Genomic DNA, 26,746 nt, shown 5'->3' with positions numbered 1-26,746 from the left:
AATGTTTGAAGAACAAGATTATCTAATGATTTCTGGCATTCAACATTTCTTATTTTGTAAAAGACAATGGGCATTGATTCATGTTGAACAACAATGGCAAGAAAACAGCCTAACTTTAGAGGGAAATATTTGCATGAAAAAGCAGATCAACCAATAATTAGAGAAAAAAGAAAAGATAAGTTGATTGTGCGTGCTCTACCTATTCATTCAAAAATCTTAGGAATCACTGGTATCTGTGATGTAGTTGAATTTATCAAGAGTCCAATTAGCGCTCCCTTATATGGAGAAGAAGGTGACTTTTTACCTTTTCCTATTGAATATAAGCATGGAAAACCAAAAAAAGACTTAAGTGATCGACTGCAATTAACTGCTCAAGCAGTTTGTTTAGAAGAAATGCTTCATTGCTCGGTATCTAAAGGTTATCTGTACTATCATCAAATTCGACATAGAGAAGAAGTGACCATTGATAGTACATTAAGAGAAGCATTAGAAAAAATAATCAAAGAAATGCAAATTTACTGGCAAAAAAAACATACACCAAAAGTAAAAACTGGAAATTTTTGTAAAAAATGTTCCCTACAAGCCATTTGTTTACCTAAATTAATGACTAGTCAAACCGTTAAAAACTATCTAGAACGGAGACTGGTTGAATGAGGAAACTATTAAATACCATCTTTATTACTACACCAAAAAGCTATCTAGCTTTAGATGGTCAAAATTTACTAATCAAAATGGAAGATGATCAAAAACATCGAATGCCACTTCATAATATTGAAGCGATCATTACTACAGGATATCCTGGTATTAGTCCAGCCTTAATGCGTATGTGTGCTGATCAGAATATTACAATTACCTTTCTGACATCTTCTGGAAAATTTGGATGTCGGGTAGTGGGTAAAACTAGTGGAAATGTCTATTTAAGAAAGAAGCAGTATCAAGTTTCAGAAGATGAGATGGGAAGTTTAACAATTGCTCGCAACTTTATTATTGGGAAATTATATAATCAACGATGGATGTTGGAACGTATGATCCGTGAACACACACTAAAAATAAATGTTACTTATTTTAAACAAATTTCTCAAGAATTAAAAAGCTTTATTGAAGATATTTCATTTGTTCAAAATTTAGATACATTAAGAGGAATAGAAGGTCAAGCAGCTAGTCGTTATTTCAGTTTATTTGATCAAATGATTTTACAACAAAAAGAAGATTTTCGATTTTATAGCAGAAATCGTCGTCCTCCTTTAGATAATGTAAATGCATTACTTTCTTTCACTTACACATTATTATCACAAGAGTGTACTTCAGCTTTAGAAATGGTTGGACTAGATCCTTATGTAGGATTTATGCATCAAGATAGACCGGGGCGAACTTCTTTAGCACAAGATTTAATGGAAGAATTACGAGGAATTTTTGCAGATCGATTTATTTTAACATTAATTAACAAAAAAATGATGACAAAGAAAGATTTTATAAAAAAGAAAATGGTACAGTACTATTAACCGATGAAGCGAGAAAACGTTTCTTTTTAGCTTGGCAGAAGAAAAAAAATGAAACCATCCAGCATCCATTCTTAGGTGAAAAAATCACTTGGGGAATTGTGCCCTATGCACAAGCTCTTTTATTAAGTCGATTTCTTCGAGGTGATTTGGATGGATATCCACCTTTTTTATGGAAGTAGGAATAAAAATGTTAGTATTAATTACTTATGATGTTTCAACAACGACAAGAAATGGACAACAAAGATTAAGAAAAGTAGCAAAGAAATGTCAAGATCATGGCATACGTGTTCAAAATTCTGTTTTTGAATGTGTTGTTGATAACACCCAGTTAACAAAATTAAGAAAAGAATTGATTGATTTAATTGATGAACAGGTAGATAGTTTAAGAATTTACCGTTTAGGCAATAATTATAAAACAAAAATTGAACATATTGGTGCGAAAGCGACATTCAATATTGAAGAACCCTTGATTTTTTAAAGTGCGAATACCAAGTGAACATAAAATCTCTAGGAGATCCGCACCAAAAAATGTTATAAAAAATAGTCATTTTTTTAAAATTTTAATTAAAATTTAATTTAAAAGAAAATAATTATGTGAAAATATTTCTAAATGTAATTTATTTTTATTATTTTCACGGTCTCACTCTTCATAGAGTGAGTGGATTGAAATTTTTATCAAGTATTGAAGATAACGGTGAAGAAATTCGTCTCACTCTTTATAGAGTGAGTAGATTTAAAAATTCACCGTTTTAACTAAACTAGATTCCTTCTGGCCTTATTTCTCTTATTAAGGCAAATGTCTTAGGAGTTTATTATTTCATCTGACTTTCTGTAGAATGAGTACATAAAAATAACAAATACAACAAAGTATTTCTTACCTTAATTTTCTTTTTAAAACGAGTCATTTTTCTTTAATTTTCACTCTAATTCAATCATTTTAGAAATCTTAATATTTATCTTTTAATGAATCAATCACTAAAAGTTTCGAAAAATAAAACTTTTGGTAGTTGGTTTATTATTCGATAAATATTTTTATTTTTAAACATATAATAGTAAAGAAAAAATAAAGAAAAAATTCTGAAAAAATGAAATTAATGATAGAAAAATAGCAGAATTATGCTATACTATTTTTGATTTGCTAAATCTATTGTTCGGTTATAATGATCAATGGGTTGTTTTCAATAATATGTTTTTTTATTTATTTAGCTTATTAAATAAGAATTATTACATAATTAAATGTGTAAGTTAATGTATAAATGAAGGAATAGAAAATAACTAAAATACGAACATTGTTTTATTGGCAAATTTTTCTAATGTTTTAATGATCATTCTTCCTATAATAATGAATGGTGGTATTTCTGTTTTTAAAAGCAGAAATTTCTTTTTCATTCAATTTATATAAATCAAAAAACCTAGAAATGATAATTTTAAGTAAAAATAGTAAGTTCAAGAAGGGATGTCTAACGTGAAAAAAAGCATGAAATTTGCTGTTCTATTGTTGATTATTGGATTAAATGCTGCTTTGTTAGTTGGTTGTAAATCACACAAAAAAACAGTCAATGATCCAGACAAGGTACTCGAATTGCAATTTGTTCCTACCAATAATGATGGATCGATGGAGGCAAAGACAAAACCGTTTGCTAGGTATCTAAGCAAAAAATTAAATCGTAAGGTCAATGTAACTCTAGCAACTGGTTATTCGACAATTGTTGAAGCGATGTCATCAAAGAAAGTCGATATTGGGATTATGCCTCCATCTGCTTATGTTCAAGCGAGAATGCAAAATGTGGCAACAGCAATTTTGTCTTCAAAGTTGGGTGCCTATAATCGACAAACAGGTAAGCCTGAAATCAATCAATTGTCAAGTACTTTTAAAGGCGAAATCTTGGTACGTTCAAATAGTAAGATAAAAAAACTAAAAGACCTAAAAGGAAAAAAAATCGCTGCATTAAGTCCAAATTCTGCAAGTGGTTATATCTATCCCATAGTAGACTTAAAAGATGCTGGTATCAATCCTGAGAAGAATCTTACAATTACTACTATTAAATGATATTCCAAGTGAAATGACAGCTGTTTTAAATGGTCAACAAGATGCTTGTTTTGCTTTCGAAGGTGCACGTAATGTATTTTCAAAGAAATTTGTCAACCAGGACTTATTTAAAGAATTAAGAGTTTTACATTTGACAAAGGGTAGCATTCCAAATGATGCCATTGCGGTCCATCCTAAAATGAACAAAAAACTGAGAGAAAAAATAAAAAAAGCTTTTATGGATATGTCAAAGGATCCACAAGGACAAAAAGCAATGGCAATGTGTGGGGCATAAGGGCTATGTTACTGCAAATGACAAAAATTATAGTGATGTTGAGGAATACACGCAAAAAGCAGCAGAATAATCTTTTTATAGCATAAGAGTTAACTATTTAAGATACATATCGCTTGCTTGCCTAAAAGTATGTATTTAAAAATTATAACTATATATTTGTAATGGCAGGTTTCTTTTCACAGGTTGAATAAACAAAATATTCGTTTTTTAATAAAATTTAAAATAATTGATCTCAAATCTAGTAATTATAATTATAAGCATAGGAAATTGTGAGAAAAATTTCTAATAACTCCCTTTTATAGTAATGATGTAGTAGTTAATCTTGTTTAAATGCATCGGTTTAACTGATTGTTAAGGTTGAACCAATGAATAATTAAAATAGAAAGAAAAAGAGGCAATGAGATGATTCAGTTTGAACATGTGACAAAGACATATCCAAATGGTGTTAAGGGATTAAAAGATATTAATCTGACAATTGAGGCAGGTGAATTTGTTTCAATTATTGGATTAAGCGGTGCTGGTAAAAGTACTTTGCTACGTTTAATTAATCGATTAAATGAGATTAGTGAGGGAAATATTTCAATTAATGGTCTTTCAATTACAAAAGCTAAGAAAAATGAATTAAGAAAAATTCGCCGAAATATTGGCATGATTTTTCAACATTTTAATTTAGTAAGAAAAAGTTCAGTACAAAAAAACGTGCTTTCTGGGCGTCTGGGTTATTATTCAACCTTTAAAAGTATTTTAGGTATTTTTTCTAAAGAAGATTACAAATTGGTCAACGATGCATTAACACGTGTAGGTATGCTTGATAAATTACATGAGCGAAGCGATGCATTAAGTGGTGGACAGCAACAACGAATCTCAATTGCTAGAACGTTAGTTCAACAAGCATCAACGATTTTAGCTGATGAACCTGTAGCTTCTCTTGATCCAATTACAACACAAATGATTATGAAAGATTTAAAAAAAATTAATCAAGATTTAAAATGTACTGTTATTCTTAATTTACATTCAGTAGGATTAGCTAGAGATTTTTCTTCCAGAATTATTGGATTAAGAGCAGGAGAAATAGTATTTGATGGCACGCCTGAAGAGGCAACTGATGAAGTATTAACTGAGATATATGGAGCAGATATTTTGAAATCAAAAGAAGAGGAAGCCATATGAAATTAAAAGATACTATTCATCGTAATCTGTACAAACATTTATTTATTATTTTTTTAATCTTAATTTGTATATGTGTCAGTGGACAGATAACAGAAGCAGATCCACTAGAAGTTTTTAATAATGCGGATCAGATAAGCGAATTCTTACAACGATTTTTCCATCCGGATTGGCAATATCTGCCTAAAATTATTGAACCTATATTGAAAACAATAAAAATATCTGTAGTTGGTACAATTTTGGGTGTTATCTTTGCCGTTCCGTTTGCTTGTTTAGGTACAACAACAATTACTAGAAATCCAATTATTACTACAATTTTACGTTTTTTTATGAGCATTATTCGAACGATTCCTAATTTGTTATTAGCTGCATTGTTTGTTGCTATGATTGGAATTGGTGAATTTACTGGTGTTTTAACCATTGCAGTTTTTACGTTTGGCATGGTTTCACAATTGATCTATGAAGCAATTGAAACGGTTGAACACGGGACAATTGAAGCCGCTGATTCGGTTGGTGCAACAAAAACCCAGGTTGCTTTTTGGGTGATTTTGCCGCAAATCTCTCATCAGATTTTTGGATATGCCTTATATGCTTTTGAAATTAACGTTAGAGCTTCAACTGTCTTAGGCTATGTAGGTGCAGGCGGAATAGGCGTTATTTTAAATTCATCATTAAGTCTATTACATTATGATCGTGTGTCTATTATTATTTTAGCTATCTTAATTGTTGTAACTATTATTGACTGGATTAGCGAAATTATTAGAAAGAAGTTGATTTGATGAGAAAGGCGGACAAGGTAAAAAATTATTCAATCATTATTTTTCTTATTTTTGTTATTGTTTATTCTGTCTTTGGCATTGATTATTCAGGCATCGACAAAATTTCCTTGGTAGCGATAAAATCAGTTTTAGTTGGCTTATTCCATCCAGATTGGCAGTTTATTTATGATGGTAGTGGCGAAGATTTAATCAGCTTATTATTTTTAACGATCTGCATTGCTTTTTTAGGAACATTGATTGCCACTTTTTTGGCACTTCCACTGACCCTTTTAGGAGCCCGTACATTGTGGAAAACACATCCTTGGATAGCGAAAATCGGCAAATTTATTTGTAATGTTTTGCGAGCCTTTCCTGAACTTGTTTATGCCATTATTTTTGTTAAGGTAGTCGGTCCTGGTCCATTTGCCGGTGTGTTAGCTATTGGTATTCATCAAATTGGAATGTTAGGTAAACTATACATAGAAGAATTAGAAGCGATGAATGAAGAAGTCATCGAATCAATGGATGCAGTAGGTGCAGGTTTTTGGCAAACAACGTTTTTTGCACGTGTACCTGAGTTGGCACCTACTTGTTTTTCATTAGCATTAAATCATTTTGAAATTGCAGTTCGTAGTGCAGCAACACTTGGGCTAGTAGGTGCTGGTGGCATTGGTGCACCCATGATTTTCGCCATTCAGGCACGTTCTTGGAATAAAGTTGGAATTATTCTTTTGGGAATTATTTTTACTGTTTTTGTTATTGATACAGCAACTGGTTATTTACGTAAAAAATTACAATAGAAGAAGGCAAAAAATGAAAAAATTATCAATTATTAGTACCACAGATATTCATGGATTCCTGACCTGTTCTAACGATGAGAAGCAAGGTCTACTTTCACTTCCTAATTTAACCAAACAAATAGGAGAAGCACTTCTGATTGACAATGGTGACTATCTTGTTGGTAGTCCATTAGCCACTTTTTTTAATATGACAGAGAAGATATCGCCTCTTATTCATCTAGCAAATCAATTAGGAATTGATATAATGGTACCTGGCAATCATGATTTTGATTGGGGACTTGCTTTTTTAAAACGTCAAGTTGCAGCTTTTAATGGTGTATATCTTTGTGCGAATGTAGTGGACACAAAAGATGACTTAATTTTTGAACCTTATAAGATCATTGAAAAAAATGGCTTCAAAGTTGGTGTTATTGGTGTTATTACAGGTGCTATGCCACACAGATAGCACCTTACCAAAAAATAAAAGAGCTAAAATTTATAGATGTTTTGGAAACCTTAGCGTATTGGATTCCAATTGTTCTTTCTAAGGCCGATATTTTACTTGTCAGCTACCATGGCGGTATTGAACGAGATATGGTAACAAATCAACCAACACAATACGATACAGGCGAAGATCAATTGTATAAAATCATTACAAGTTTTCCTGAAATAGCGGGTGTCATTGCTGGTCATCAACATAGAGAAAACGTTGGTTGTTATAAAGCAACAGATACCTTATATGTGCAACCAGGTTATCGGGGAAATGTTTTTGGTTTGTTTGAATTTATAGAAAAAAACAATCAAATAAGCAAACAGGCTCAACTGCTTTCATCAAAAAATTATTCAGCAAGTTCATTTGATTATGATCAAAAAAGGTATCAACAATGGTTAGAACAACCCATAGATTTAACGAAATTTTTAACCTATATAAAGAGTCGAATAAAGGTCGATCATTATCTATTTCAAATCCAACAATCTACAATTGCTGGATTTTTAGCGAGTTTTACAATTTCTTATCGTATTTCTGTTTACCATTTATCTAAAGCAGAATGGCAACATTTTGTAAGTCAGTTTTCCTTAAAAGACGAGCAAATTATTTTTGAAGCCTCTTCTATAGAAAAAGAGGATTATCAAATTGTCACTAATTGTCATCATTTACCATTTTATCGTCTAGAAGCAAATTATGTTTATGATATTTTTGATGAATATCTTTGTTATTTAAAAAGTATAGAAACTGGTGAGGAAAAATGAGCAAAACACAGCAAATAACAATTTATTATACTTCAGATATCCATGGGTATCTTTTTCCAACAGACTATGTAGATAAACAAGACAAAAGAATGGGATTGTTAAAATGTGTTCCAAACTTTAAAAAAGATGAAAATACATTGATCATTGATGGTGGCGATATGTTACAAGGTTCTGCCATGGCAACCTTTTGCCAAAAAAATCGTGAACTGGGTTTTCCACAGGCACAGGTATTAAATTATGCTGGTTATGATTTTGTCACCATTGGAAATCATGATGTGAATTTTGGTACTGACTATCTATATGAATATTTAGATGCTTTAAAAGCAAAATGTATTTGTGAAAATATTTTTCAGAAACAAACAAACAATTATTCCCTTCAGTAATCAAAACATTGAAGAATGGGTTAAAAATCGGAATTGTTGGCATTGTAACAGATTACATCAATATTTGGGAAAAAAAAGAGAACATTCAAGATATTACTATCACTGATCCATTTGAAGCGGCAAAACAAGCATTAAAGGAAATAAAACCTTTGGTTGATACCACTGTTTGTGTTTACCATGGTGGTTTTGAAAGAGATGTTAAAACTGGAAAACAATTGACAAAGACAACTGAAAATATTGGTTATAAAATTTGCGAAGAATTAGAATTTGACTTACTTCTTACCGGTCATCAACATTTATTGATTGAAGGAAATTACATTAATAATACATATGTTGTACAACCCTCTTTTAGTGGATTGAATTATTTCAAAATAACAATAGAAAAACCATTAGATACAAATAAATTAATAATTGAATCAATTATTGGTAAACCTGGAGATTTTCTTGAGAATGAGATAACTGAAAAATTATTACCTATAGAAAATAAGGTCCAAAAATGGTTGGATAAACCCATTGGCCTATTAAGCCAAGAAATGTTAACAACAGATAAAAAAACAATGACAATAGAAGGAAGCTCTGTCATTGAGCTGATTGGAGCTGTTCAGCTAGCGGCTAGTCAAGCACAAATTACCTGTGTTTCTTTAGCAAATACGTCACCCGGGTTTCATAAAAAGGTGACTATGCGTGATATTATTGCAACCTATCCATATACCAATCAATTAATTACTTTACAAATTACAGGTGAACAATTGAAGAAAATTCTAGAAAAAAATAGTGAATATTTTAGTTTGGACTCAAATGGATATGTGATAATTTCACCTAAATATCTTTATCCAAAACTTGAACATTATAATTATGATTATTTTATAGGTATCTCTTATGTCCTTGACATCAGACAACCTATTGGCAGACGTGTGACTTCTTTAACTTATCAAGAAAAAGAAATCACAAATAAAGATACATTTACACTTTCACTTAGTAATTATCGGGCAAATGGAGGAGGGAATTTCCCCATCTATACAGAATGTTCTGTTTTAGATGAAGGATCAGAAGAAATTGTAGCGATGATTGTTGCATTTATCCAATCAAAAGAAATGATTTCTATTCCTAGGCAATTAGATTATACGATTTTACCTAAATAACTAAGAAATAAAGTAACTCTCTTTTATTGAATAGGTAGTTAAAGAAATTTCAAATTATTTTTTATAAAAAATACTATTATGTATTTTCATTCTCATATCAAACAATTAAGTGAACAAAAATAAAGCTATTTTTGTTCACTTAATTGTTTATAAGCTTATTAATTTTAGTTAGAAAGCAAATCATAAATAAAATTAATTTATTTTAAAGTCCCTTAGTTTTTTCATTAAAAAATTGACAAAATGTTTGCGAATGCTATAATTCTTATAGAAATATTGCTTAGTAGATTGTTTGTTATTTTATTTATAAAAATAAAAGTTTATTTTTATGTTATTTAGGAAGATAAAAATATTTTTTAAATCTATTTACGTATTATATAATTAATAAACAAATAATTTATTTCTTAGTATAAAGATATTATTAATTTATTAAATTAACAATGAAGGAGAAAAAGATGAAACAGAAAATACTACCTATAGTCGTATCTGCTACACTTTTCAGTAGTGCATTACTTTTGCCAACAACTAGTTTTGCTGAAAAACTAACAAAGCCATCCGTAAGTGTCACTTCTGAAAATAGTCAAAGTAAGAATGAAACCGTTGAGTCATCAATAACTACTTCAGAGACACATCAGTCAACAGAGTCTGGTAGCTCTTCAACCAGTACTCCCAGCTCCTCCACTACTAGTAGTCAGGAAACAGAAAGTTCTTCATCTAATGGTGGAATATCAAATCATTTACCAGCGGAAAAACCAGTAATACCATCAAAAGAACAGCAATCTAAAAAGGAATCTAAAACAACCAATACTGTCCCAGTAATAGAGGACAAAAAAGAAGGAAAACCAGTTTTAGAACATACCACTATACCAAATTTAGATAAAATTGTTGTTACTAAAAATCAAACAACCGAAGAATTCATTAAAAAAATTGGCGAATCTGCACGACAAGTCGCACATCAATATGATCTTTATGCATCTGTTATGATTGCACAGGCAATCTTAGAATCAGGTTCTGGTAATAGTGGGTTGGCTAGTGAACCGAACTATAATTTGTTTGGTATCAAGGGAGAATATGACGGTGCATCTATTGTAATGAAAACACAAGAAGATAATGGAAAAGGAAATTTATATACTATTGATTCAGCCTTTCGTAAATATCCATCTTATAAAGAATCTTTAGAAGATTATGCTAAATTATTAAAAGAAGGATTGACTGGCAATAAAGACTATTACCATGGAACCTGGAAAAGTCAAACAACCAGTTATAAAGAGGTAACTCACTTTTTGATGGGTCGTTATGCAACAGATACGCAATATGCTGAAAAATTAAACCAATTAATTGATGTTTATAACTTAACAGCTTATGATGAATGGCATGAAGAAAATGACGCAGCAGCACAAGCAGCACACGCTACACCAATGGCTATCAAGAAAGCTGCTGAAGAAAAAAAAGCTGAACAAAAGAAAAAAGAAAAACATATGGATACAGTAAAAGCAGCTACAAAAGCATTGAATAACAGAATGGAACAAATAAAAAAACGTAAAGAAGAACGAACAAAAACATTCTTAACACAGCCACAACAATTTTTATTTCAATTATTAATCAATAAAAATGATTCTGTTAAATAAAAATGATAAAAATACTTAATCGAGTGAGGAAATGATCTCTACTCAATTAAGTATTTTTTACTTGTATTGTTTAGACAAAATAACTATTTTGGCTCATTGATTTAACTATTGTAAATTAGAAAATGTATCAAAATGAATAAGTTACGTATTAAGAAAATGGCTCTTTATTCCGATAGGATAGCATATTGCTTGATATATTTTAAAAATTAATATTATAATATTATTAGTGAGCAATTTGTTAATTGCTTAGTTATGGGAAGGAGAACGCTTTATGTATAGTTATACGGATATGATATTGACGATTATGCAAAGAGTTGAAGTTTACAACGAAATTTTTAAAGCTATTTCAAAAGAAATTCAAGAACATAACTATAATCAAGAATTAAGTAAAAAGGGTCATGATACCTATATCTTTTGCCGAAATAATGTAAATCGCTTTCTTATGGAAGATGAGGGATTTAGAAAAAATCTAAAAAGTGTGCAAGAGAAAGAGGCAACAAAAATTTTACTGACTGGACTTGATACCTATAAAGAAGGCATTTATTTTTTGCTTAAATCATTAAATGAACAAGGAGAAATTATAGATCCTTTTAAATTTGAACTTGGTTTGAAAGAAAAAAATGCTGCATTTAAATTAATTAATCAAGCTTGTAGAGAAGCATGTGAGGGAATAAGAAGCGCACATAGCGTTCATAAAATGTAACTTTACTTAGGAATATATTAATCAAAGAATGTAAGAAGACCACTTCTTACATTCTTTTTTATAGTTAACTAATAGAAATATTTATATTTAGTTAATAAAATAAATAATAAAAAAGATGTCGATTGAAAAGAACAGAACCTTTTTTGTTTTTTCAAATTCCTAATTTTCTTTTTAACTAATAATAAAACAAATTTGAAAAAATCTGTTATACTAATAATTGTTACAAGTTCAGTTCCCGAAAGGATTTACATTATAGAGTAAAGATGCCTTGTAACCGAATATAATTAGGGGGAATATATTATGACAGAAAAACTTTTATTTACGTCTGAGTCAGTTTCAGAAGGACATCCAGATAAGGTTGCAGACCAAATCAGTGATGCTATCTTAGATGCTATCCTAGAAAAAGACCCAATGGCGCGTGTTGCTTGTGAAACATCAGTTACAACAGGATTGGTTTTGGTATTTGGTGAGATATCAACAACTGCCTATGTTGATATTCAGAAAATTGTTAGACAAACAATTAAAGATATTGGTTATACACGAGCAAACTATGGTTTTGATGGTGATTTAGTTGCTGTGTTAGTAGCATTGGATGAACAATCCTCTGACATTGCAATGGGAGTGGATGAAGCATTAGAAACAAAGGAAAAAAAGAAACAGATGAAATTGGTGCTGGTGATCAGGGATTAATGTTTGGTTTTGCGATTGATGAAACCCCTGAATTAATGCCTTTACCGATTGCACTTAGTCATCGACTAGTGCACCGATTGGCACAACTGCGTAAAGAAAATCATTTAGCTTATTTAAGACCAGATGCTAAATCACAAGTAACCGTTGAATATGATGATCAACAACAACCAAAACGAATTGATACGATTGTCATTAGTACACAACATGATAGCAACGTTTCATTAGAACAAATAGAAAAAGATATGAAAGAATTAGTTATTAATGAAGTAATTCCTGCGAATTTATTGGATGAAAATACAAAATACTTTATTAATCCAACTGGTCGTTTTGTTATTGGTGGTCCACAAGGAGATGCTGGATTAACAGGTAGGAAAATTATTGTCGATACATATGGTGGATTCTCTCGCCATGGCGGCGGTGCTTTTTCTGGAAAAGACGCTACAAAAGTTGATCGTTCAGCTAGTTATGCAGCTCGTTATATTGCTAAAAATATTGTTGCTGCTGGTTTAGCAAAAAAGGTAGAAGTTCAATTAGCTTATGCCATTGGTGTGGCACAACCTGTGTCGATTTCAATTGATACATTTGGGACAAATACTGTTCCTGAAGATGCCTTAATTCAAGCAGTTAGAGATAATTTTGATTTACGTCCAGCTGGAATTATTGATATGCTAGATTTGCGTAAACCAATTTATAGACAAACAGCTGCTTACGGTCATTTTGGTAGGACAGATATTGATTTACCATGGGAAAGAACGGATAAAGTGGATGTCTTAAAAGCAAATCTTGAAAAATAGACATAAATTATCTAAAGAATGTAGGCTTTAATAATTTACTGATTAAAGGACTAGGGTGGCTTATTCTAGTCCTTTAATCTGTTAAAAAGGATATTTTCCATTTTAATTAAAAGTGAAAGTGTTTATTAATAAATGAAATACATATAGAAAGGAATTTGTACATATGGAGAGAAAAACCAATGTGAAATTTGTTACGATTTGTTTATTTATAGCAACCTTTATGACAGCAATCGAGGGAACAATTGTAACAACGGCAATGCCGACCATCATTGGTTCCTTGCATGGTATAGGAATCATGAATTGGGTCTTTTCAATTTACCTATTGACAAATGCTATGTTAACACCTATCTATGGCAAATTAGCAGATAAAATCGGTAGAAAGCCAGTCTTCACTATAGGTATCTTAATTTTTATTCTTGGATCTTCCTTATGTGGTTTATCACAAACTATGATTACTTTGATTATAGCAAGAACCATTCAGGGAGTTGGTGCAGGTGCCATTTTACCAGTTTCATTAACAATTCTTGCTGATCTTTATACAATCAATAAACGAGCAAAAATTATGGGACTTAATAATGCTTCTTGGGGAATTGCTAGTGTTTTTGGTCCTTTAGCAGGTGGATTTATTGTTGATACGTTTAGCTGGCATTGGATTTTTTTCATAAATGTCCCCATCGGTATTCTTGTTCTTGCCTTGATTCATTATTACTTAATTGAACCAAAAAGACCAAAGTCAACCGTTCCAATAGACGTTTTGGGCAGTATTGCCTTAATGATTACCTTACTTACTTTGTTATTAGGTTTTCAATTGATGGGAGATTACGGAATTAGCTGGCTTATTTTTGCATGTTTTGGATGTGCTTGTTTGTTTTTTATCCTTTTTATTTTTATTGAAAAAAGAGTTCAAGATCCAGTCATTGATTTAACATTATTTCATCAATCAACTTTTGTGCTTGTTAATTTGATGGCTACTTTAATTTATGGATTTTTAGCTGGAGTAGAATCCTATATTCCAATCTGGATGCAAGATGTTTTAGGAAAAAGTGCTGGTATTGGCGGCTTAGCATTAGCACCAATGTCGCTTTTATGGATGGTTGGTTCATTTATAGCGAGTCATTTAATTGGGAAATATTCATTAAAGAAGGTATTGGTTATTGGTTTAGGTTTAATTTTTTTGGGTAGTTTAGGATTAGCATTTGCTTCTGAAACCTTGGCATTTATTTGGTTCTTTGGTATTACTTCAATTTTAGGTTGCGGATTTGGAATAAGCAGTACAACAACTACACTTGCTTCACAGAACAGTGTAGCATCTGAAAAATTAAGCATTGCTACTTCGCTTAATACGTTGGTTCGTACACTTGGACAAACAATTATGGCTGCCGTATTTGGTGTATTGTTAAATAATGTGATGGCTGCTAAATTAGCTGAAAGCTCCCTACCTGTGAATAATGATGTCTTAAATCAATTAGTAAATCCAAGTACAGTAGATAAGATCCCAGAAAAATGGCTGCTACCTCTAAAAAAGATTTTATATGAGGGACTTCATTCGATTTATCTAGTGGGATGTATCTTAGTTTTAATCGCATTTTTAATCGCTTTTCTTTTAAAGAATAACAAGATAGATGATTGAATAGAAAAAATAGAGCAAATTTAAAAAATAAATAGATATATCTATTACTAATCGGTTTATTTATTACTTTATTTAGAAATAAAAACAAGGAAGTAGGAAGACTTTATCTGTTGTATAAGGGTTCATAATGGTAATGATCCTGAATAATTAATTTTAGAATTATTTTCATCTTAATTAAGGCAATTAGGATTCAATAAATGATATTTCAATAAATTATTTTTAGGTAGTTAAAAGTTATATATTAAATAAGTAGCACACTGGATATTTATCTTATCCCAACAACTCACACACTAAAAATGTTTTGTTTGCTTTTCCTATTTAGAGTTTATTATTCACGGTAATATTCTTAATTAGAAAAGCCACGATCGTTGAAAAATTAAAGAATCAATATTTTTGAACAGAGTTGTATAAAAAATAAATTATTTATTGAATTATTTTATCTACAGACATAAGAAGCAAAAATATAAATTTTACATAAGTAGAAGAATGATTAAATTTGTCTAAAATAATATGAGGGTGCAAGTATTTGCAGGACAATTCCATTGATCAAACAATTTTTTTCACATAACTTTTAATTAATTTATTAAATCTAGTTTTTTAAACAATAAGGATGAGATAAATTAGTTGCTAAAAAACATTATTGGAATTACTTATTTCTTTCATCTTTATTTTTAACAAAATTGAATCCATAAATATAAAAATATTTATTAGGAACTTTAATTAATAGAATAATTAAGAACGAGATAAATTATTATTAAATTAGATTACAAACATTAAAAAGCCATAAGATTCCTTTAAGATAGGAATTTTATGGCTTTTCTGACTTCGTTTAATTCTGCTCACTATCTATTTTTTTTCAATACAAAACAGAATAGGTGGTTGATTTTTTTGATTTATAAATTGATAGCTTAATACATTAAATTGCTCTTGTGGTAATTGTTGGCAGTAACAAGAGACAGCTTTTAATTCTTCTTGTCCTCCTGAATGTCCATAGTAAATAACTAATAGGAGTCTTCCTTTAGATTTGAGTCGAATCAGCAATTGTTCAATTGCTTGAATGGTCGTTTCTGGCAAGGTAACAATTTCCTTATCACTCTTAGGCAGGTAACCAAGATTAAAAATAGCTGCTGAAAGGGTAGTTTCAATAGGTAATACTTGCTCAATTGTTTCATGACCTTGTTGAAACAATTCTGTACACTGAATGACCTGATTTTCTATTAATCGTTGTCTAGTTCGTTCAAGCGCTTGTTTTTGAATATCAAAAGCATAAACTTTTCCCTTGTCACCAACAAGTTTTGCTAGAAACAATGTATCATTGCCATTTCCCATTGTTGCATCAACAACATGATCTCCAGGACATATGATTTCATTTAATAAAAAGTGACTATACTGTAGTGCTGTTTCGAGCATTAAAAATCACCTCTTTTGTTTTTCGAATATCATATTTTCCTTGATAGCTGTTTCGTCTTTCTAACTCTTTATCAATCGCATTAAGAACTTCCCATTTTTTTAGACTCCACATAGGTCCGATTAGAGAGTTAGCTGGTGCATCTCCAGTTAATCGATGGATAATAATTTCAGGAGGAATCATCTCTAATTGATCACAAATGATTGCCACGTAATCTTCTTGTGTCATCAGTTTTAATCGACCTTCGTGATAATCTTGAATCATCTTTGTGTTTGTCATTAGATGCAATAAATGTAATTTGATTCCTTGAATATCAGAATCTAATAGTGTACGCCGAACATTGTCTCGCATCATTTCAAAAGATTCGCCTGTCAAACCATTGATTAGGTGGGTACAAACTCTAATATTATGTTGACGAAGTTTTTCAACACTTGTTAGATAGGTTTGATAATCATGTGCACGATTAATTTGATTACTGGTCTTCTCAAACGTTGTTTGTAATCCTAGTTCTACCCATAAATAAAAACGTTCATTTAACTCTGCCAAATAATCAATAGTCTCCTCTGGTAAACAGTCTGGACGAGTACCAATTGAAAGACCTACAACCCCTTTTTCATTAATGACTTGTTCAAATCGATGACGAATAATTTCTACTGGTGCATGGGTATTAGTAAAATTTTGGAAATACACAATATATTGCTCAACGTTTGGCCATTTTTTTTCCATTAGTTGAATTTCTTTTCTAAATTGGATAGGTAATGGCTCGTTTGGTGCAACAATCATGTCACCAGAACCAGAGACACTACAAAAAGTACAGCCGCCTTTTGCAACTGTACCGTCACGATTTGGACAATCAAAACCAGCATCTATTGGTACCTTAAAAATTTTTTTACCAAAGACCTTACGTAATGCATAATTCCAAGAATAGTAACGCTTGTTTGGATCATCCGTATAAATAAATTTTTTCATCAATTCTTCCTTCTTTTAACCATGCTTACGCTTTTGTTTGAATGGTAAGCTAAATCGATAATTTAAATAAACTGGGTAGCTTAAGAATAACCAAGCTAAGCCTAACAAAAAGCCACCTAAAATATCGCTAGGAAAATGAACACCAGTATAAACACGACTAACACCAATCAAGAAAATACCGATACTAGTAATGTATTGTACCAATCGACAAACTTTTTTATTTTTTATGAATAATGGCATCAATACGACCAAAGTACCGTATAATAGAATACTACCAATTGAGTGACCACTAGGATAACTAGAGTTATGACTAGTAACAAGATGATTGAGTGCAGGTCGTTCTCTAGAAATAAATAACTTGATTAATGTGTTTACCACACCAGCGATCAATGCAGTATTAATAAGTAACCATAGTGCTTCTGCATAGTATTTAAATTTTGCAAGAATAATTGCAAAAACAATGGCAAGGACGCCAAAAACGGAAGAATTTGCTAATTTTGTATACCATTTGAAGAAAGTATTTAAATGTGGATAAAAGATTCTAGACCAACTTGTTAGTGTACTATCAAATTCAGATAAACTTTCAGGAGAAAAGTAGACAATGGCACTTAAAAAGATGAAAAGACACAAAAAAAAGCTTCCTAAAAGTAAATAAAAATGTGTAGAGTTTTTTTGTTTTCTATGTTTCATTTTTTCCTTCCTTTATACATAACAAAGAATATTATACCATTCTTTTTTTTACTATTCAGCTTTTTACAATAAAAAGTAAAACAATTTTAATAATGAGTTATTGATAACTATTATCACAAATAACTGAATAGAAAGAGTAGTAACAAAGAAAATAAATTTTATTGTTTGCTAATTTTGGAAATGGATTGCATGCTTTTTTAATTTTTAATCTTTATGTATTATTTAAAAGCATTATGTTATTTAATTAGTCTAATAGATGCTATTCTGTTAGAAAAGAATTGGCGATTTATGATTATTTTATTAAAATATTTATGTTAAAAATTATAAATTATAAAATTGCATGTGTCATTTTTATAACCAATTTTACAATTGAATTACAATTATCTAAATGTTAAATAAACAGTTTTTCATTTAGACAGAAGAATTGTATACTAAGGGAGTAAATAATTGTTATGTAGGTGGGATAGAATGAAAATAAATAATCAATCTAGGAAAAAAAGAAGAAAAATCGAACAATCTAAACGAATGACAAAACAAATCGTAAAAAAAACATCAATGATTGGTTCTGCATTGATGATTACTTCGGTTGCTGCGCCAGTTTTTTTAAATCCACTAGCTGTTCATGCGGAGCATCCTACAAATAAGCCGACTATTCAATCAAGAGAGGAAATAACTTCCCAAACGAGTAGCCCATCAAACGTAACAGAAACAACAAAAGAACAAAAAAATAGTAGTGACGTTGAAAAGCAACCAATGGAAAATACAACTACAGAAAATACGACTACAGAAAATCAGACGAGCGAAACAGAAAGTAAAGTAGTTGAAGATAATAGTGTAAAAAATAGTAATGATACTTCACAAACGACTTCATCGTCTGATTCAAATGTACCAGAAACGTCAAAAGCACCTACGCAGGAAAATCAATTAGCTGAAGAAAATTCAAAAGCAACAGAATCTCCTGCTACAAAAGGAATTGAGGCTGCAACAGGAACGGAAAAAGCCGGAAAACCTGTTGATTTTGCTCAAAACTTTTCTATTTTTCCAGCAAATGTTGATCCATCTGCCTATATCAATGAAATTTCTGCCTACGCTAAACCAGTAGCTGATGCCAATGATTTATATGCTTCTGTAATGATTGCTCAAGCAATTCTTGAAAGTGGCTGGGGATCAAGTGCTCTTTCTCAAGCACCAAATTACAATTTATTCGGTATTAAGGGAAATTATCAGGGACAATCTGTTTATATGGATACCTGGGAATATATTAATGGTCAATGGGTGGTTAAAAAAGAACCTTTCAGAAAGTATCCTTCTTTCAGAGAATCCTTTGCAGATAACGCTTATGTATTAAAAAATACTTCTTTTCAGGCTGGCGTTTACTATTATTCTGGAACATGGAAAAGTAATACGAAAAGTTATCAAGATGCAACAGCTTGGTTAACGGGGCGTTATGCAACCGATCCAACTTATAACACTAAATTGAATAATTTGATTACAAACTATAATTTAACAAAATATGATACAACTTCAGGAACGAAACCTAATCCACCAAGTGGAAATACAGGAAATAATGGCAATGCAGGTGGGGCTTCTAAGCAAGATACCTATCATACAGTTGTCGCTGGTGATTCTTTATGGGCTCTTTCAATGAAATATGGAACGAGCATTGCAACAATAAAAAGTTGGAATCATCTATCAGGTGATACTATTTATATTGGTCAACGTTTACTTGTAAAAAAAGGAAGTTCTAATTCAGGAAACAATGGCAATACAAAACCTAATCCAAAGCCTAATCCAAAGCCTAATCCAGACAATACTGGAAATACAACAACAACTTACTATACAGTAAGAGCTGGAGATTCCTTGTGGGCAATAGCCAATAGATATGGCATTAGTGTAGCAAATTTACGCCAATGGAATGCCATTCAAGGAGACTTGATTTATCCAGGTCAACGCTTAATTGTGAAAAAAGGCAATTCTGCTGGTAGTAATGCTGGTAATTCTGGTAATCATTCATCGAATAAGACATATACAGTGGTTTCAGGAGATTCTTTATGGGGAATAGCTATGAAATATGGTACCTCTGTTCAACGTCTTAAACAATTAAATAACTTGACAGGTGATATTATTTATATTGGACAGGTATTAAAAGTTTCATGATTAAATGATTGAATTTATCGTTAAACTCTGTTACTCTAATAATTATAAAAATTGTTAATCAATTATAAAGCTGGGAAAAGGAATAGTAGAAAGAATCTCGTTTAAGAGAGTGTATGGTTGGTGTGAATACACACGAAGACTTTTGAACTCACCTTTGAGTTGTTTTACTGAACGTGCTACTTTTATTATAGTGCTAGTAAGTAAAACCGGTGACGATCGTTAGCACGTTTGAGATTAATAATAATTTTGCATTATTAATAAATTTAGGTGGTACCACGTGATCAACGTCCTATGAAAGTTAATTTCATAGGACGTTTTTTGATTTTTATGCAAATGATTAAAATAATGATTGGTTTAGAATAGAAAAATAGTTTATTATTTTTATTCTTCCTTTCTTGTCTCTTTCAGAGCTTGTTCATTAGATTATCATAAAACTAGCTAGTCAATAATACCTAAAAGATCGATTATTTTATAGTAAATTTGTAGCATTTTAAAAATGATAATTATAGGAGGAAAGTAAATGGGATATGATCATAAAAAAATTGAAAAAAAATGGCAAAACTATTGGGCAATGAATAATACATTTATAACAAAAGAAGAACCGGATCGAGAAAAATTTTATGCATTAGATATGTTTCCTTATCCATCTGGCAAGGGATTACATGTAGGACATCCAGAAGGATATACGGCTACCGATATTCTTTCAAGAATGAAACGTAGTCAGGGATACAATGTTCTTCATCCGATGGGCTGGGATGCTTTTGGACTACCTGCTGAACAATATGCATTAGATACAGAAAATGATCCAGAAGTATTTACAAAAGAAAATATTGAAACATTTAAGCGACAAATCAATTCATTAGGATTTAGCTATGATTGGAATCGCGAAATTAGTACCACAAATCCTGATTATTATAAATGGACACAATGGATTTTTACAAAGTTATACGAAAAAGGATTAGCCTATGAAGCAGAAGTAGCTGTTAATTGGGTACCTGAGTTGGGAACAGTGATTTCAAACGAAGAAGTAATTGATGGGAAAAGTGAACGTGGCGGCTATGATGTTATTCGTAAACCAATGCGGCAATGGATGTTAAAAATTACTGCTTATGCAGACCGATTACTGAAGGATTTAGACCTAGTTGATTGGCCAGAAAATATTAAAGATATGCAAAGAAACTGGATTGGTCGCTCAGAGGGAGCGAATATAACATTTCAGGTAGCTGGAATAGAACAAGCTTTTACAGTATTTACAACACGTGCAGATACACTTTTTGGAGCTACCTATACTGTTTTGGCTCCTGAACATAAGTTAGTAAAAGAAATTACAATACCTAAACAACAAAAAATGGTAGAGAAATATGTGGCTGAAGCTGCTAAAAAATCTGACTTAATGCGTACAGAATTAGCAAAAGAGAAAACAGGAGTATTTACAGGAGCTTATGCGATTAATCCAGTAAATAATAAAAAAATTCCTATTTGGATTTCTGATTATGTGCTTTCTTCTTATGGAACTGGCGCAATTATGGCAGTGCCTGCTCACGATGAACGAGATTATGCCTTTGCCAAAACTTTTAATTTGGAAATCTTACCGGTAATTGATGGTGGTAATGTCGAAGAAGAAGCCTATACAGGTAATGGTAGACATATCAATTCAGGATTTTTAGATGGTTTGGATAAAGAAACTGCTATTTCAACTATGATTGGTTGGTTAGAAGAACATAAGGTGGGTGAAAAGAAAGTAAGTTATCGTTTGCGAGATTGGCTTTTTTCTCGTCAGCGTTATTGGGGGGAACCAATTCCCATTATTCATTGGGAAGATGGAACAACAAGTGTAGTTCCTGAATCTGAATTGCCTCTATGCCTACCAAAAGTAACAGATATTCATCCAAGTGGAACAGGAGAGTCTCCATTAGCCAATATTGAAGATTGGATTAATGTTATTGATCCAAAGACAGGTAAAAAAGGAAAAAGAGAAACTAATACAATGCCTCAATGGGCTGGTAGTTCTTGGTATTATTTGCGATTTATCGATCCCTATAATAAGGAGAAAATTGCTAGTTATGAAGCATTGGAACGTTGGCTGCCTGTCGATATTTATATAGGTGGAGCAGAACATGCAGTTCTTCATTTATTATATGCCCGTTTTTGGCATAAGTTCCTGTATGATCTTGGTGTTGTTCCTACAAAAGAGCCTTTCCAGAAACTTTATAACCAAGGTATGATTTTAGGCAAAAACAATGAAAAAATGTCCAAGTCTCGTGGTAATGTTGTAAATCCGGATGATGTTATCGAAAAATATGGAGCAGATACTTTAAGGCTATATGAAATGTTTATGGGACCTTTAGATGCTTCTATTGCTTGGAGTGAAAATGGTTTAGAAGGCAGTCGGAAATTTTTAGACCGGGTATGGCGATTACTTGTAAGTGAAACTGGTACAATGAATGCCCGGATTATTAAAACAAATGATGGACAGCTAACAAAGTTATATAATCAAACCGTTAAAAAAGTAACAGAAGATCTAGAAGCTATGCATTTTAATACAGCTATTTCACAATTAATGATTTTTGTCAATGAAGCAAATAAAATAGCTGAATTGCCTTACAATTATGCTTTAGGCTTCGTTCAGTTGCTAGCACCAATTGTCCCTCATCTAGGAGAAGAATTATGGGAAATTCTTGGCAAAACAGATAGTATTTCCTATGCACCTTGGCCAGAGTATGATGAAAGTGTCTTGGTTGAAGAAGAGACAGAAATTATTTTCCAAGTAAATGGTAAAGTACGTGGTAAGATGACACTGCCTAAAGGATTAGGAAAAGAAGAATTGGAACAAAAAGCATTAACCATTGAAAGTATTCAACGAATTCTGGAAGGAAAAAATATTCATAAAGTCATTGTAATTCCAGACAAATTAGTAAACATTGTTGCAAAATAGATCTAGTTTCATTTTATGAAACAAAAACAAATAATACATTGAGAAAATAATTGATAATGCTTCATCTATTGCTATTCATTGCAAAACAATATAGATTTCTGACTAGTTGATTTTAAAGATTATTAAATATGGGTAGAATTAAGTAGAATAGATAAAATGGTTGATTTTAAAAATAATCATTTTATAAATGTGTATGAATGAATAGATGTGATGAGCCATAAACTAGAAATAAGGAGACAGACATTTTATTAGTGTCTGTCTCCTTATTATTTCAGATTTCTTTAATTATTCCCTGAATGATTTTATCAGATAACCAACTGCTAAATGCTTATTTTTTATCATGATGAGTAGTAGCAAACCATTTTTTATAAATTATTTCCATCTTTCCATTTTTTCTTAATTGTTTGAATCCTGAATTTATTTTTTCTTTTAGTAAAAAATCATTTTTTCTAATTCCAACTGTAAAAGCTTCACTTTCAAAGTTTGCAGGGAAAACATAAAAATTAGTTTTCTTTTTCAAATGAGCTAAATAATAATTTGCATAAATTTTATCAATGAGCAAACCATCAATTTGGCTAGATTCTAAATCAAGAAATGCTTCATTAAATCCATCATAAAGGATAGGTGTCTGATTTTTAATATAATTTTTTAAAGAAGTTGGATGATTTTCAAAATTCATATAACCAGAGGAACAATTTTGGATACCTAATACTCGATTTTTTAATTGTGAGGTATATTGGATTTTTTTGTTTTAATGTCACAATCACTTGAGAATTATTCATATAGCTATCACTAAAAGCAACTTTTTTCTCTCGCTCTGCATTTTTGGTATAACCATTCCAAATAAGGTCGATGGTTTGGTTTTGGAGTTCATTTTCTTTCATTGACCAATCAATGGGTTGAAAATTTACTTTCATACCATAAAGTTGAAAGACGGCAGTAGCTAAATCAATATCATAACCGACAATTTTTCCAGCTTTATTTTGAAATCCCATCGGAACAAATGAATCATCAAGACCAATCGTTACTTGTTTTTTCTGTTTAATATTAAACCATTGATCTTTTTCAACTTGTTTTTTTGAGCAACCCACAAAGCATACTAGGAGAAATAAAAAGAGGCAACAAATGTAGCAACATTGCTTAATTTTTTCTTGATTCATTTTACGATACTCTCCTTTTATATTTACTGTATAGGATGAACAGTAATCAATGTATCTGAAATATTTTTGGCAAATGTCCTATCATGTGTCACAACAATTTGGGTCATGCCTTGTTTTTTTAAATCAAGAATAATGGCTTCAATTTGCTGTCGTAAATGAATGTCTAGAGCACTAGTTGGTTCATCGTAACCTAGAATCTTGGGCTTCATGGCTAATGCTCTTGCCAAAGCGACACGTTGTTTTTGACCGCCAGAAAGTTGATAAGGATAAAGATTTTCCTTTCCAACCAATCCTAATTTTTCCAATAGCTCTTTTGCATGTTGTTCACTTATTTTTTTGGTTTGTTTTAAGGACAATTGAGGAGCAAGGGTAATATTTTCTAAAACAGATAAGTGGGGAAAAAGCCGAAAATCCTGAAAAACAATGCCAATAATTTGTTCATTTTTAGCTGTTTTGACTGGATCAAAAGGAATACCATCAAGTAAAAATTCTCCTAAATCAATTGTTTCTAAACCTGCAATACAACGTAATAAGGTAGTTTTTCCCCCTCCAGATGGGCCAATAATTGTTGTAATTTCTCCTTCCTTAATTTTTAAATTGAATTGATCAATAATTTGTGTATTGTTAAATTTTTTTGATAAGCCATTAATAATTAGCATTTTCCAACTCTCCCTACTTATAATACTCATAATGTTTTTCTAATCTCTTTATAATGGCTGTCAAAATGGCTGTCATTAATAGATAGATAAAGCCAACAAGTATTAGAGGAATTAATGTAACATCCCGACTCATTGCTACCTGGCCGTTTCTTAGTAAATCCCCTAAGCCTAGAATATAGATTAGTGAAGTATCTTTAATCAGATTAATGACTTCATTACCAACAGAGGGTAAAACAATTTTTGTTACCTGGGGAAAAATAAGATGGATAATCGTTTGTATTTTTGTCAGTTTTAACATCTTCGCTGCTTCAACTTGTTCTTTCGGAATAGATTGAATGCCACCACGAAAAATTTCCGCAAAATAGGCAGAATAATTTAAAATAAACGCGAATAAAACAGCGTCATAACGTTGAAAAACGACTCCAATTAATGGCAATCCATAAAACACAAAAATTAATTGAAGTAATAAGGGAGTGCCTCTAAGTAGCCAGGTATATAATTCAATGAAAAATTTTAATGGTTCCATTGGCAGTTGTGTAATAAAGGCAATTAATATACCTAGTGGGACAGCACCTATGATGGTAAAGATAAATATACCCATTGTTGTTTTTAAGCCGGATAATAAGGCAGGTAAAATTTCCAAACTATAGTGTATCATGCGTTTCTCCAATTCATTTAAGATAGTTGATTAAAATAAATAAAAAAGTCCCCTAGCTAAAAAGCTAAGAGGACGAAAATTCGTGGTTCCACCTCAGTTCACCAATTCTTCACAAAATTAGTCTCTGTCAGTTGTTAATAACTGTGCTGGTTAACGGTAGCTTCCGCATTTTCCTAATCACTAATTTTTGTTCAGAAAATGACCTAGCAGTTGTGTTTCATTCCATCTTTTTGCCTTTTCTTTCAGCAATGAAAAAGTCTCTGTTATTTCGAAAAAGAAAGATTACTTGTCTGCGTTATAAGTATTTTGGATAGTATGTAGGTAGCTCTATTTAAAAAGTTATTTATCAATTAAATTGTTCTATGGAATTTTTTGTCATTGAATGAATCGCAACTACTAAATATATATTCTTAGTAATCGAATAACTTTGCATAAATATCAATAATTTTAGTTATCTATGCAGCCAACATAATTGCCTTAATTTATATTTTTTTACTTTATCATTCAAATTTTTATCTGTCAACTTAAAATAATATGGAAAGAGAAAATACCAAGTTCGCTTTTATTTAAATTCTCCTAAAAGAACATGAAAATCATTACAAATAGAATTTTTCTTCATTTTAAACTAGCTATTAAATTGTCCTAAATGGATTCATTAAGATAAAATTATTAAATTATTTGTAAGAAAATAGTCTAAAAAAAAGCGTATCTTTTGAATTTGTTTCTTAAACCATTTAACATGATTTATAGAAAGAGAAATCATTAAAGAATAAATAAGTTTAAAGGAGGAGAACATGAGAGGGTTAAAAATACTTGGTGTACTGTTATTAGCTATTGGTATCTTTGGCATTATTGGATTATTTTCACAATTAGAGTACGTAAACACGCTTACTCTCTTTTATCAAAATTTATCTAATCATTTGAGTTGGTTTACGCTATTTTATCAAATAGTTATTGCTATTTCAGCAGTACTTTTATTGATTTCTTTATTGATGGTTTTATTTCGTCCGGTTTCAAGGAAGCAGGTAATTATTTATAAAGAAACTGGGAGTGTTATCTTTCCATTACACACATTGGAATCCGTTGCCACCTCGGCAGCAAGTGAAATTGTACCAGCAAATGATATACAAACAAGCGTTCATTTAGATAAACATCAAAAGGCATACGTGCAAGCAACGATTCATGAAGAAAAAAAACAACAATTTTTAACAAAAGCGATGGAAATACAAGATCGAATCGTGCAAGCATTTGAACAAACTGCGAATATAGAAACTCATAAAGTTACAGTCAAAATGACTTATGAAAAGCAACCTATTCTAAGTACCTGGAAGAAACAACCGAGAGTGGAATAGAGGAGGCAAA

19 protein-coding genes, 5 pseudogenes, 1 riboswitch and 2 other annotated features are annotated in these 26,746 nt (G+C 31.1%); of the genes and pseudogenes, 18 read left to right on the top strand and 6 right to left on the bottom strand.

Translation table 11 applies throughout. The features are described 5' to 3' along the window. Window position 1: 1 nt before the first annotated feature. The 15 genes and pseudogenes from cas4 to MPTP_RS07490 all read left to right on the top strand — a co-directional run bounded on the left by cas4 (window position 2) and on the right by MPTP_RS07490 (window position 14,748). Window positions 2–654, top strand: a pseudogene (gene cas4, locus MPTP_RS07550) (CRISPR-associated protein Cas4). Further along, window positions 651–1,681: pseudogene (gene cas1c, locus MPTP_RS07545) on the top strand (type I-C CRISPR-associated endonuclease Cas1c). The pseudogenes cas4 and cas1c overlap by 4 nt, the downstream one beginning before the upstream one ends. Continuing rightward, window positions 1,672–1,980: a CRISPR-associated endonuclease Cas2 gene (gene cas2 / locus MPTP_RS07540; RefSeq protein WP_462498396.1), complete on the top strand. Its 309-nt coding sequence runs from the start codon at window positions 1,672–1,674 to the stop codon at window positions 1,978–1,980. The pseudogene cas1c and the gene cas2 overlap by 10 nt, the downstream one beginning before the upstream one ends. A 999-nt stretch (window positions 1,981–2,979) precedes the next feature. Continuing rightward, window positions 2,980–3,896 (top strand): annotated as a pseudogene (gene phnD, locus MPTP_RS07535) (phosphate/phosphite/phosphonate ABC transporter substrate-binding protein). Window positions 3,897–4,228: 332 nt separating this feature from the next. After that, window positions 4,229–4,996, top strand: coding sequence for a phosphonate ABC transporter ATP-binding protein (phnC, locus tag MPTP_RS07530; protein ID WP_013774539.1), 768 nt, complete (start codon window positions 4,229–4,231; stop codon window positions 4,994–4,996). Further along, the gene (gene phnE / locus MPTP_RS07525) at window positions 4,993–5,772 is read left to right on the top strand and encodes a phosphonate ABC transporter, permease protein PhnE (RefSeq protein ID WP_013774538.1); all 780 of its coding nucleotides are present in this window, start codon (window positions 4,993–4,995) and stop codon (window positions 5,770–5,772) included. Before phnC ends, phnE (MPTP_RS07525) begins: the two co-directional genes overlap by 4 nt. After that, window positions 5,772–6,551 (top strand): phosphonate ABC transporter, permease protein PhnE, encoded by a 780-nt coding sequence (phnE, locus tag MPTP_RS07520; protein ID WP_013774537.1) that lies wholly within the window; start codon window positions 5,772–5,774, stop codon window positions 6,549–6,551. Before phnE (MPTP_RS07525) ends, phnE (MPTP_RS07520) begins: the two co-directional genes overlap by 1 nt. Before the next feature lie 13 nt (window positions 6,552–6,564). Then, on the top strand, window positions 6,565–6,996 hold the full coding sequence (locus MPTP_RS10055) for a metallophosphoesterase (RefSeq protein WP_013774536.1): 432 nt from the start codon (window positions 6,565–6,567) through the stop codon (window positions 6,994–6,996). A gap of 41 nt (window positions 6,997–7,037) precedes the next feature. Next, window positions 7,038–7,781 carry a metallophosphoesterase family protein gene (locus tag MPTP_RS10050; RefSeq protein WP_013774535.1) on the top strand — a complete coding sequence of 248 codons (744 nt, stop codon included), beginning with the start codon at window positions 7,038–7,040 and terminating at the stop codon, window positions 7,779–7,781. After that, window positions 7,778–8,164: a metallophosphoesterase gene (locus tag MPTP_RS10045; RefSeq protein ID WP_013774534.1), complete on the top strand. Its 387-nt coding sequence runs from the start codon at window positions 7,778–7,780 to the stop codon at window positions 8,162–8,164. The genes MPTP_RS10050 and MPTP_RS10045 overlap by 4 nt, the downstream gene beginning before the upstream one ends. 8 nt (window positions 8,165–8,172) lie before the next feature. Continuing rightward, a complete protein-coding gene (locus MPTP_RS07510; RefSeq protein WP_013774533.1) occupies window positions 8,173–9,306 on the top strand; it encodes a bifunctional metallophosphatase/5'-nucleotidase in 1,134 nt (377 codons plus the stop codon). A 452-nt stretch (window positions 9,307–9,758) separates the two neighbouring features. Continuing rightward, window positions 9,759–10,931: a glucosaminidase domain-containing protein gene (locus MPTP_RS07505; RefSeq protein WP_013774532.1), complete on the top strand. Its 1,173-nt coding sequence runs from the start codon at window positions 9,759–9,761 to the stop codon at window positions 10,929–10,931. Between the two features lie 271 nt (window positions 10,932–11,202). Next, entirely contained in the window at window positions 11,203–11,634 is a 432-nt protein-coding gene (locus MPTP_RS07500) for a hypothetical protein (protein WP_013774531.1), read from the top strand. Between the two features lie 215 nt (window positions 11,635–11,849). Beyond that, a riboswitch (SMK box riboswitch) is annotated at window positions 11,850–11,937 on the top strand. Next, window positions 11,935–13,118: pseudogene (gene metK / locus MPTP_RS07495) on the top strand (methionine adenosyltransferase). (Overlaps the previous riboswitch by 3 nt.) Before the next feature lie 163 nt (window positions 13,119–13,281). Beyond that, entirely contained in the window at window positions 13,282–14,748 is a 1,467-nt protein-coding gene (locus tag MPTP_RS07490) for an MDR family MFS transporter (protein ID WP_013774530.1), read from the top strand. Window positions 14,749–15,594: 846 nt separating this feature from the next. Here MPTP_RS07490 and mnmM read toward each other — a convergent pair. The 3 genes from mnmM to MPTP_RS07475 are packed head-to-tail and all read right to left on the bottom strand — an operon-like array spanning window position 15,595 to window position 17,815. Then, window positions 15,595–16,158, bottom strand: a complete 564-nt coding sequence (gene mnmM / locus MPTP_RS07485; protein ID WP_013774529.1) for a tRNA 5-(aminomethyl)-2-thiouridylate-methyltransferase MnmM — start codon at window positions 16,156–16,158, stop codon at window positions 15,595–15,597. Next, a complete protein-coding gene (mnmL, locus tag MPTP_RS07480) occupies window positions 16,133–17,125 on the bottom strand; it encodes a tRNA modification radical SAM protein MnmL/YtqA (RefSeq protein WP_013774528.1) in 993 nt (330 codons plus the stop codon). The genes mnmM and mnmL overlap by 26 nt, the downstream gene beginning before the upstream one ends. Before the next feature lie 15 nt (window positions 17,126–17,140). Next, on the bottom strand, window positions 17,141–17,815 hold the full coding sequence (locus tag MPTP_RS07475) for a phosphatase PAP2 family protein (protein ID WP_013774527.1): 675 nt from the start codon (window positions 17,813–17,815) through the stop codon (window positions 17,141–17,143). 468 nt (window positions 17,816–18,283) lie between these two features. Between MPTP_RS07475 and MPTP_RS07470 the strand changes: the two genes are divergently transcribed. After that, window positions 18,284–19,972, top strand: coding sequence for a LysM peptidoglycan-binding domain-containing protein (locus MPTP_RS07470; protein ID WP_013774526.1), 1,689 nt, complete (start codon window positions 18,284–18,286; stop codon window positions 19,970–19,972). A gap of 63 nt (window positions 19,973–20,035) precedes the next feature. After that, window positions 20,036–20,267, top strand: a binding site (T-box leader). A gap of 225 nt (window positions 20,268–20,492) precedes the next feature. Continuing rightward, on the top strand, window positions 20,493–22,907 hold the full coding sequence (gene leuS, locus MPTP_RS07465; protein WP_013774525.1) for a leucine--tRNA ligase: 2,415 nt from the start codon (window positions 20,493–20,495) through the stop codon (window positions 22,905–22,907). A gap of 328 nt (window positions 22,908–23,235) precedes the next feature. Here leuS and MPTP_RS09610 read toward each other — a convergent pair. The 3 genes and pseudogenes from MPTP_RS09610 to MPTP_RS07450 all read right to left on the bottom strand — a co-directional run bounded on the left by MPTP_RS09610 (window position 23,236) and on the right by MPTP_RS07450 (window position 25,384). After that, a pseudogene (locus MPTP_RS09610) lies at window positions 23,236–24,067 on the bottom strand (amino acid ABC transporter substrate-binding protein). A 23-nt stretch (window positions 24,068–24,090) separates the two neighbouring features. Next, window positions 24,091–24,726, bottom strand: coding sequence for an amino acid ABC transporter ATP-binding protein (locus MPTP_RS07455; RefSeq protein WP_013774522.1), 636 nt, complete (start codon window positions 24,724–24,726; stop codon window positions 24,091–24,093). 13 nt (window positions 24,727–24,739) lie between these two features. Further along, window positions 24,740–25,384, bottom strand: coding sequence for an amino acid ABC transporter permease (locus MPTP_RS07450; RefSeq protein ID WP_013774521.1), 645 nt, complete (start codon window positions 25,382–25,384; stop codon window positions 24,740–24,742). A gap of 65 nt (window positions 25,385–25,449) precedes the next feature. Then, window positions 25,450–25,692: a binding site (T-box leader), on the bottom strand. A gap of 486 nt (window positions 25,693–26,178) precedes the next feature. On the opposite strand from MPTP_RS07450, the gene amaP reads away from it, so the two are divergent. After that, the gene (amaP, locus tag MPTP_RS07445) at window positions 26,179–26,736 is read left to right on the top strand and encodes an alkaline shock response membrane anchor protein AmaP (RefSeq protein ID WP_013774520.1); all 558 of its coding nucleotides are present in this window, start codon (window positions 26,179–26,181) and stop codon (window positions 26,734–26,736) included. Window positions 26,737–26,746: the final 10 nt, after the last annotated feature.

Source organism: Melissococcus plutonius ATCC 35311, assembly GCF_000270185.1.
GTDB lineage: Bacteria > Bacillota > Bacilli > Lactobacillales > Enterococcaceae > Melissococcus > Melissococcus plutonius.
This window is presented reverse-complemented; position numbering and strand designations above follow the sequence as displayed.

Bases quoted from the DNA above. Each gene is read 5' to 3' on its own strand.
- cas2 (WP_462498396.1), top strand. From the start codon at position 1,672: ATGGAAGTAGGAATAAAAATGTTAGTATTAATTACTTATGATGTTTCA.
- phnC (WP_013774539.1), top strand. From the start codon at position 4,229: ATGATTCAGTTTGAACATGTGACAAAGACATATCCAAATGGTGTTAAG.
- phnE (WP_013774538.1), top strand. From the start codon at position 4,993: ATGAAATTAAAAGATACTATTCATCGTAATCTGTACAAACATTTATTT.
- phnE (WP_013774537.1), top strand. From the start codon at position 5,772: ATGAGAAAGGCGGACAAGGTAAAAAATTATTCAATCATTATTTTTCTT.
- MPTP_RS10055 (WP_013774536.1), top strand. From the start codon at position 6,565: ATGAAAAAATTATCAATTATTAGTACCACAGATATTCATGGATTCCTG.
- MPTP_RS10045 (WP_013774534.1), top strand. From the start codon at position 7,778: ATGAGCAAAACACAGCAAATAACAATTTATTATACTTCAGATATCCAT.
- MPTP_RS07505 (WP_013774532.1), top strand. From the start codon at position 9,759: ATGAAACAGAAAATACTACCTATAGTCGTATCTGCTACACTTTTCAGT.
- MPTP_RS07500 (WP_013774531.1), top strand. From the start codon at position 11,203: ATGTATAGTTATACGGATATGATATTGACGATTATGCAAAGAGTTGAA.
- MPTP_RS07490 (WP_013774530.1), top strand. From the start codon at position 13,282: ATGGAGAGAAAAACCAATGTGAAATTTGTTACGATTTGTTTATTTATA.
- mnmM (WP_013774529.1), bottom strand. From the start codon at position 16,158: ATGCTCGAAACAGCACTACAGTATAGTCACTTTTTATTAAATGAAATC.
- mnmL (WP_013774528.1), bottom strand. From the start codon at position 17,125: ATGAAAAAATTTATTTATACGGATGATCCAAACAAGCGTTACTATTCT.
- MPTP_RS07475 (WP_013774527.1), bottom strand. From the start codon at position 17,815: ATGAAACATAGAAAACAAAAAAACTCTACACATTTTTATTTACTTTTA.
- MPTP_RS07470 (WP_013774526.1), top strand. From the start codon at position 18,284: ATGAAAATAAATAATCAATCTAGGAAAAAAAGAAGAAAAATCGAACAA.
- leuS (WP_013774525.1), top strand. From the start codon at position 20,493: ATGGGATATGATCATAAAAAAATTGAAAAAAAATGGCAAAACTATTGG.
- MPTP_RS07455 (WP_013774522.1), bottom strand. From the start codon at position 24,726: ATGCTAATTATTAATGGCTTATCAAAAAAATTTAACAATACACAAATT.
- MPTP_RS07450 (WP_013774521.1), bottom strand. From the start codon at position 25,384: ATGATACACTATAGTTTGGAAATTTTACCTGCCTTATTATCCGGCTTA.
- amaP (WP_013774520.1), top strand. From the start codon at position 26,179: ATGAGAGGGTTAAAAATACTTGGTGTACTGTTATTAGCTATTGGTATC.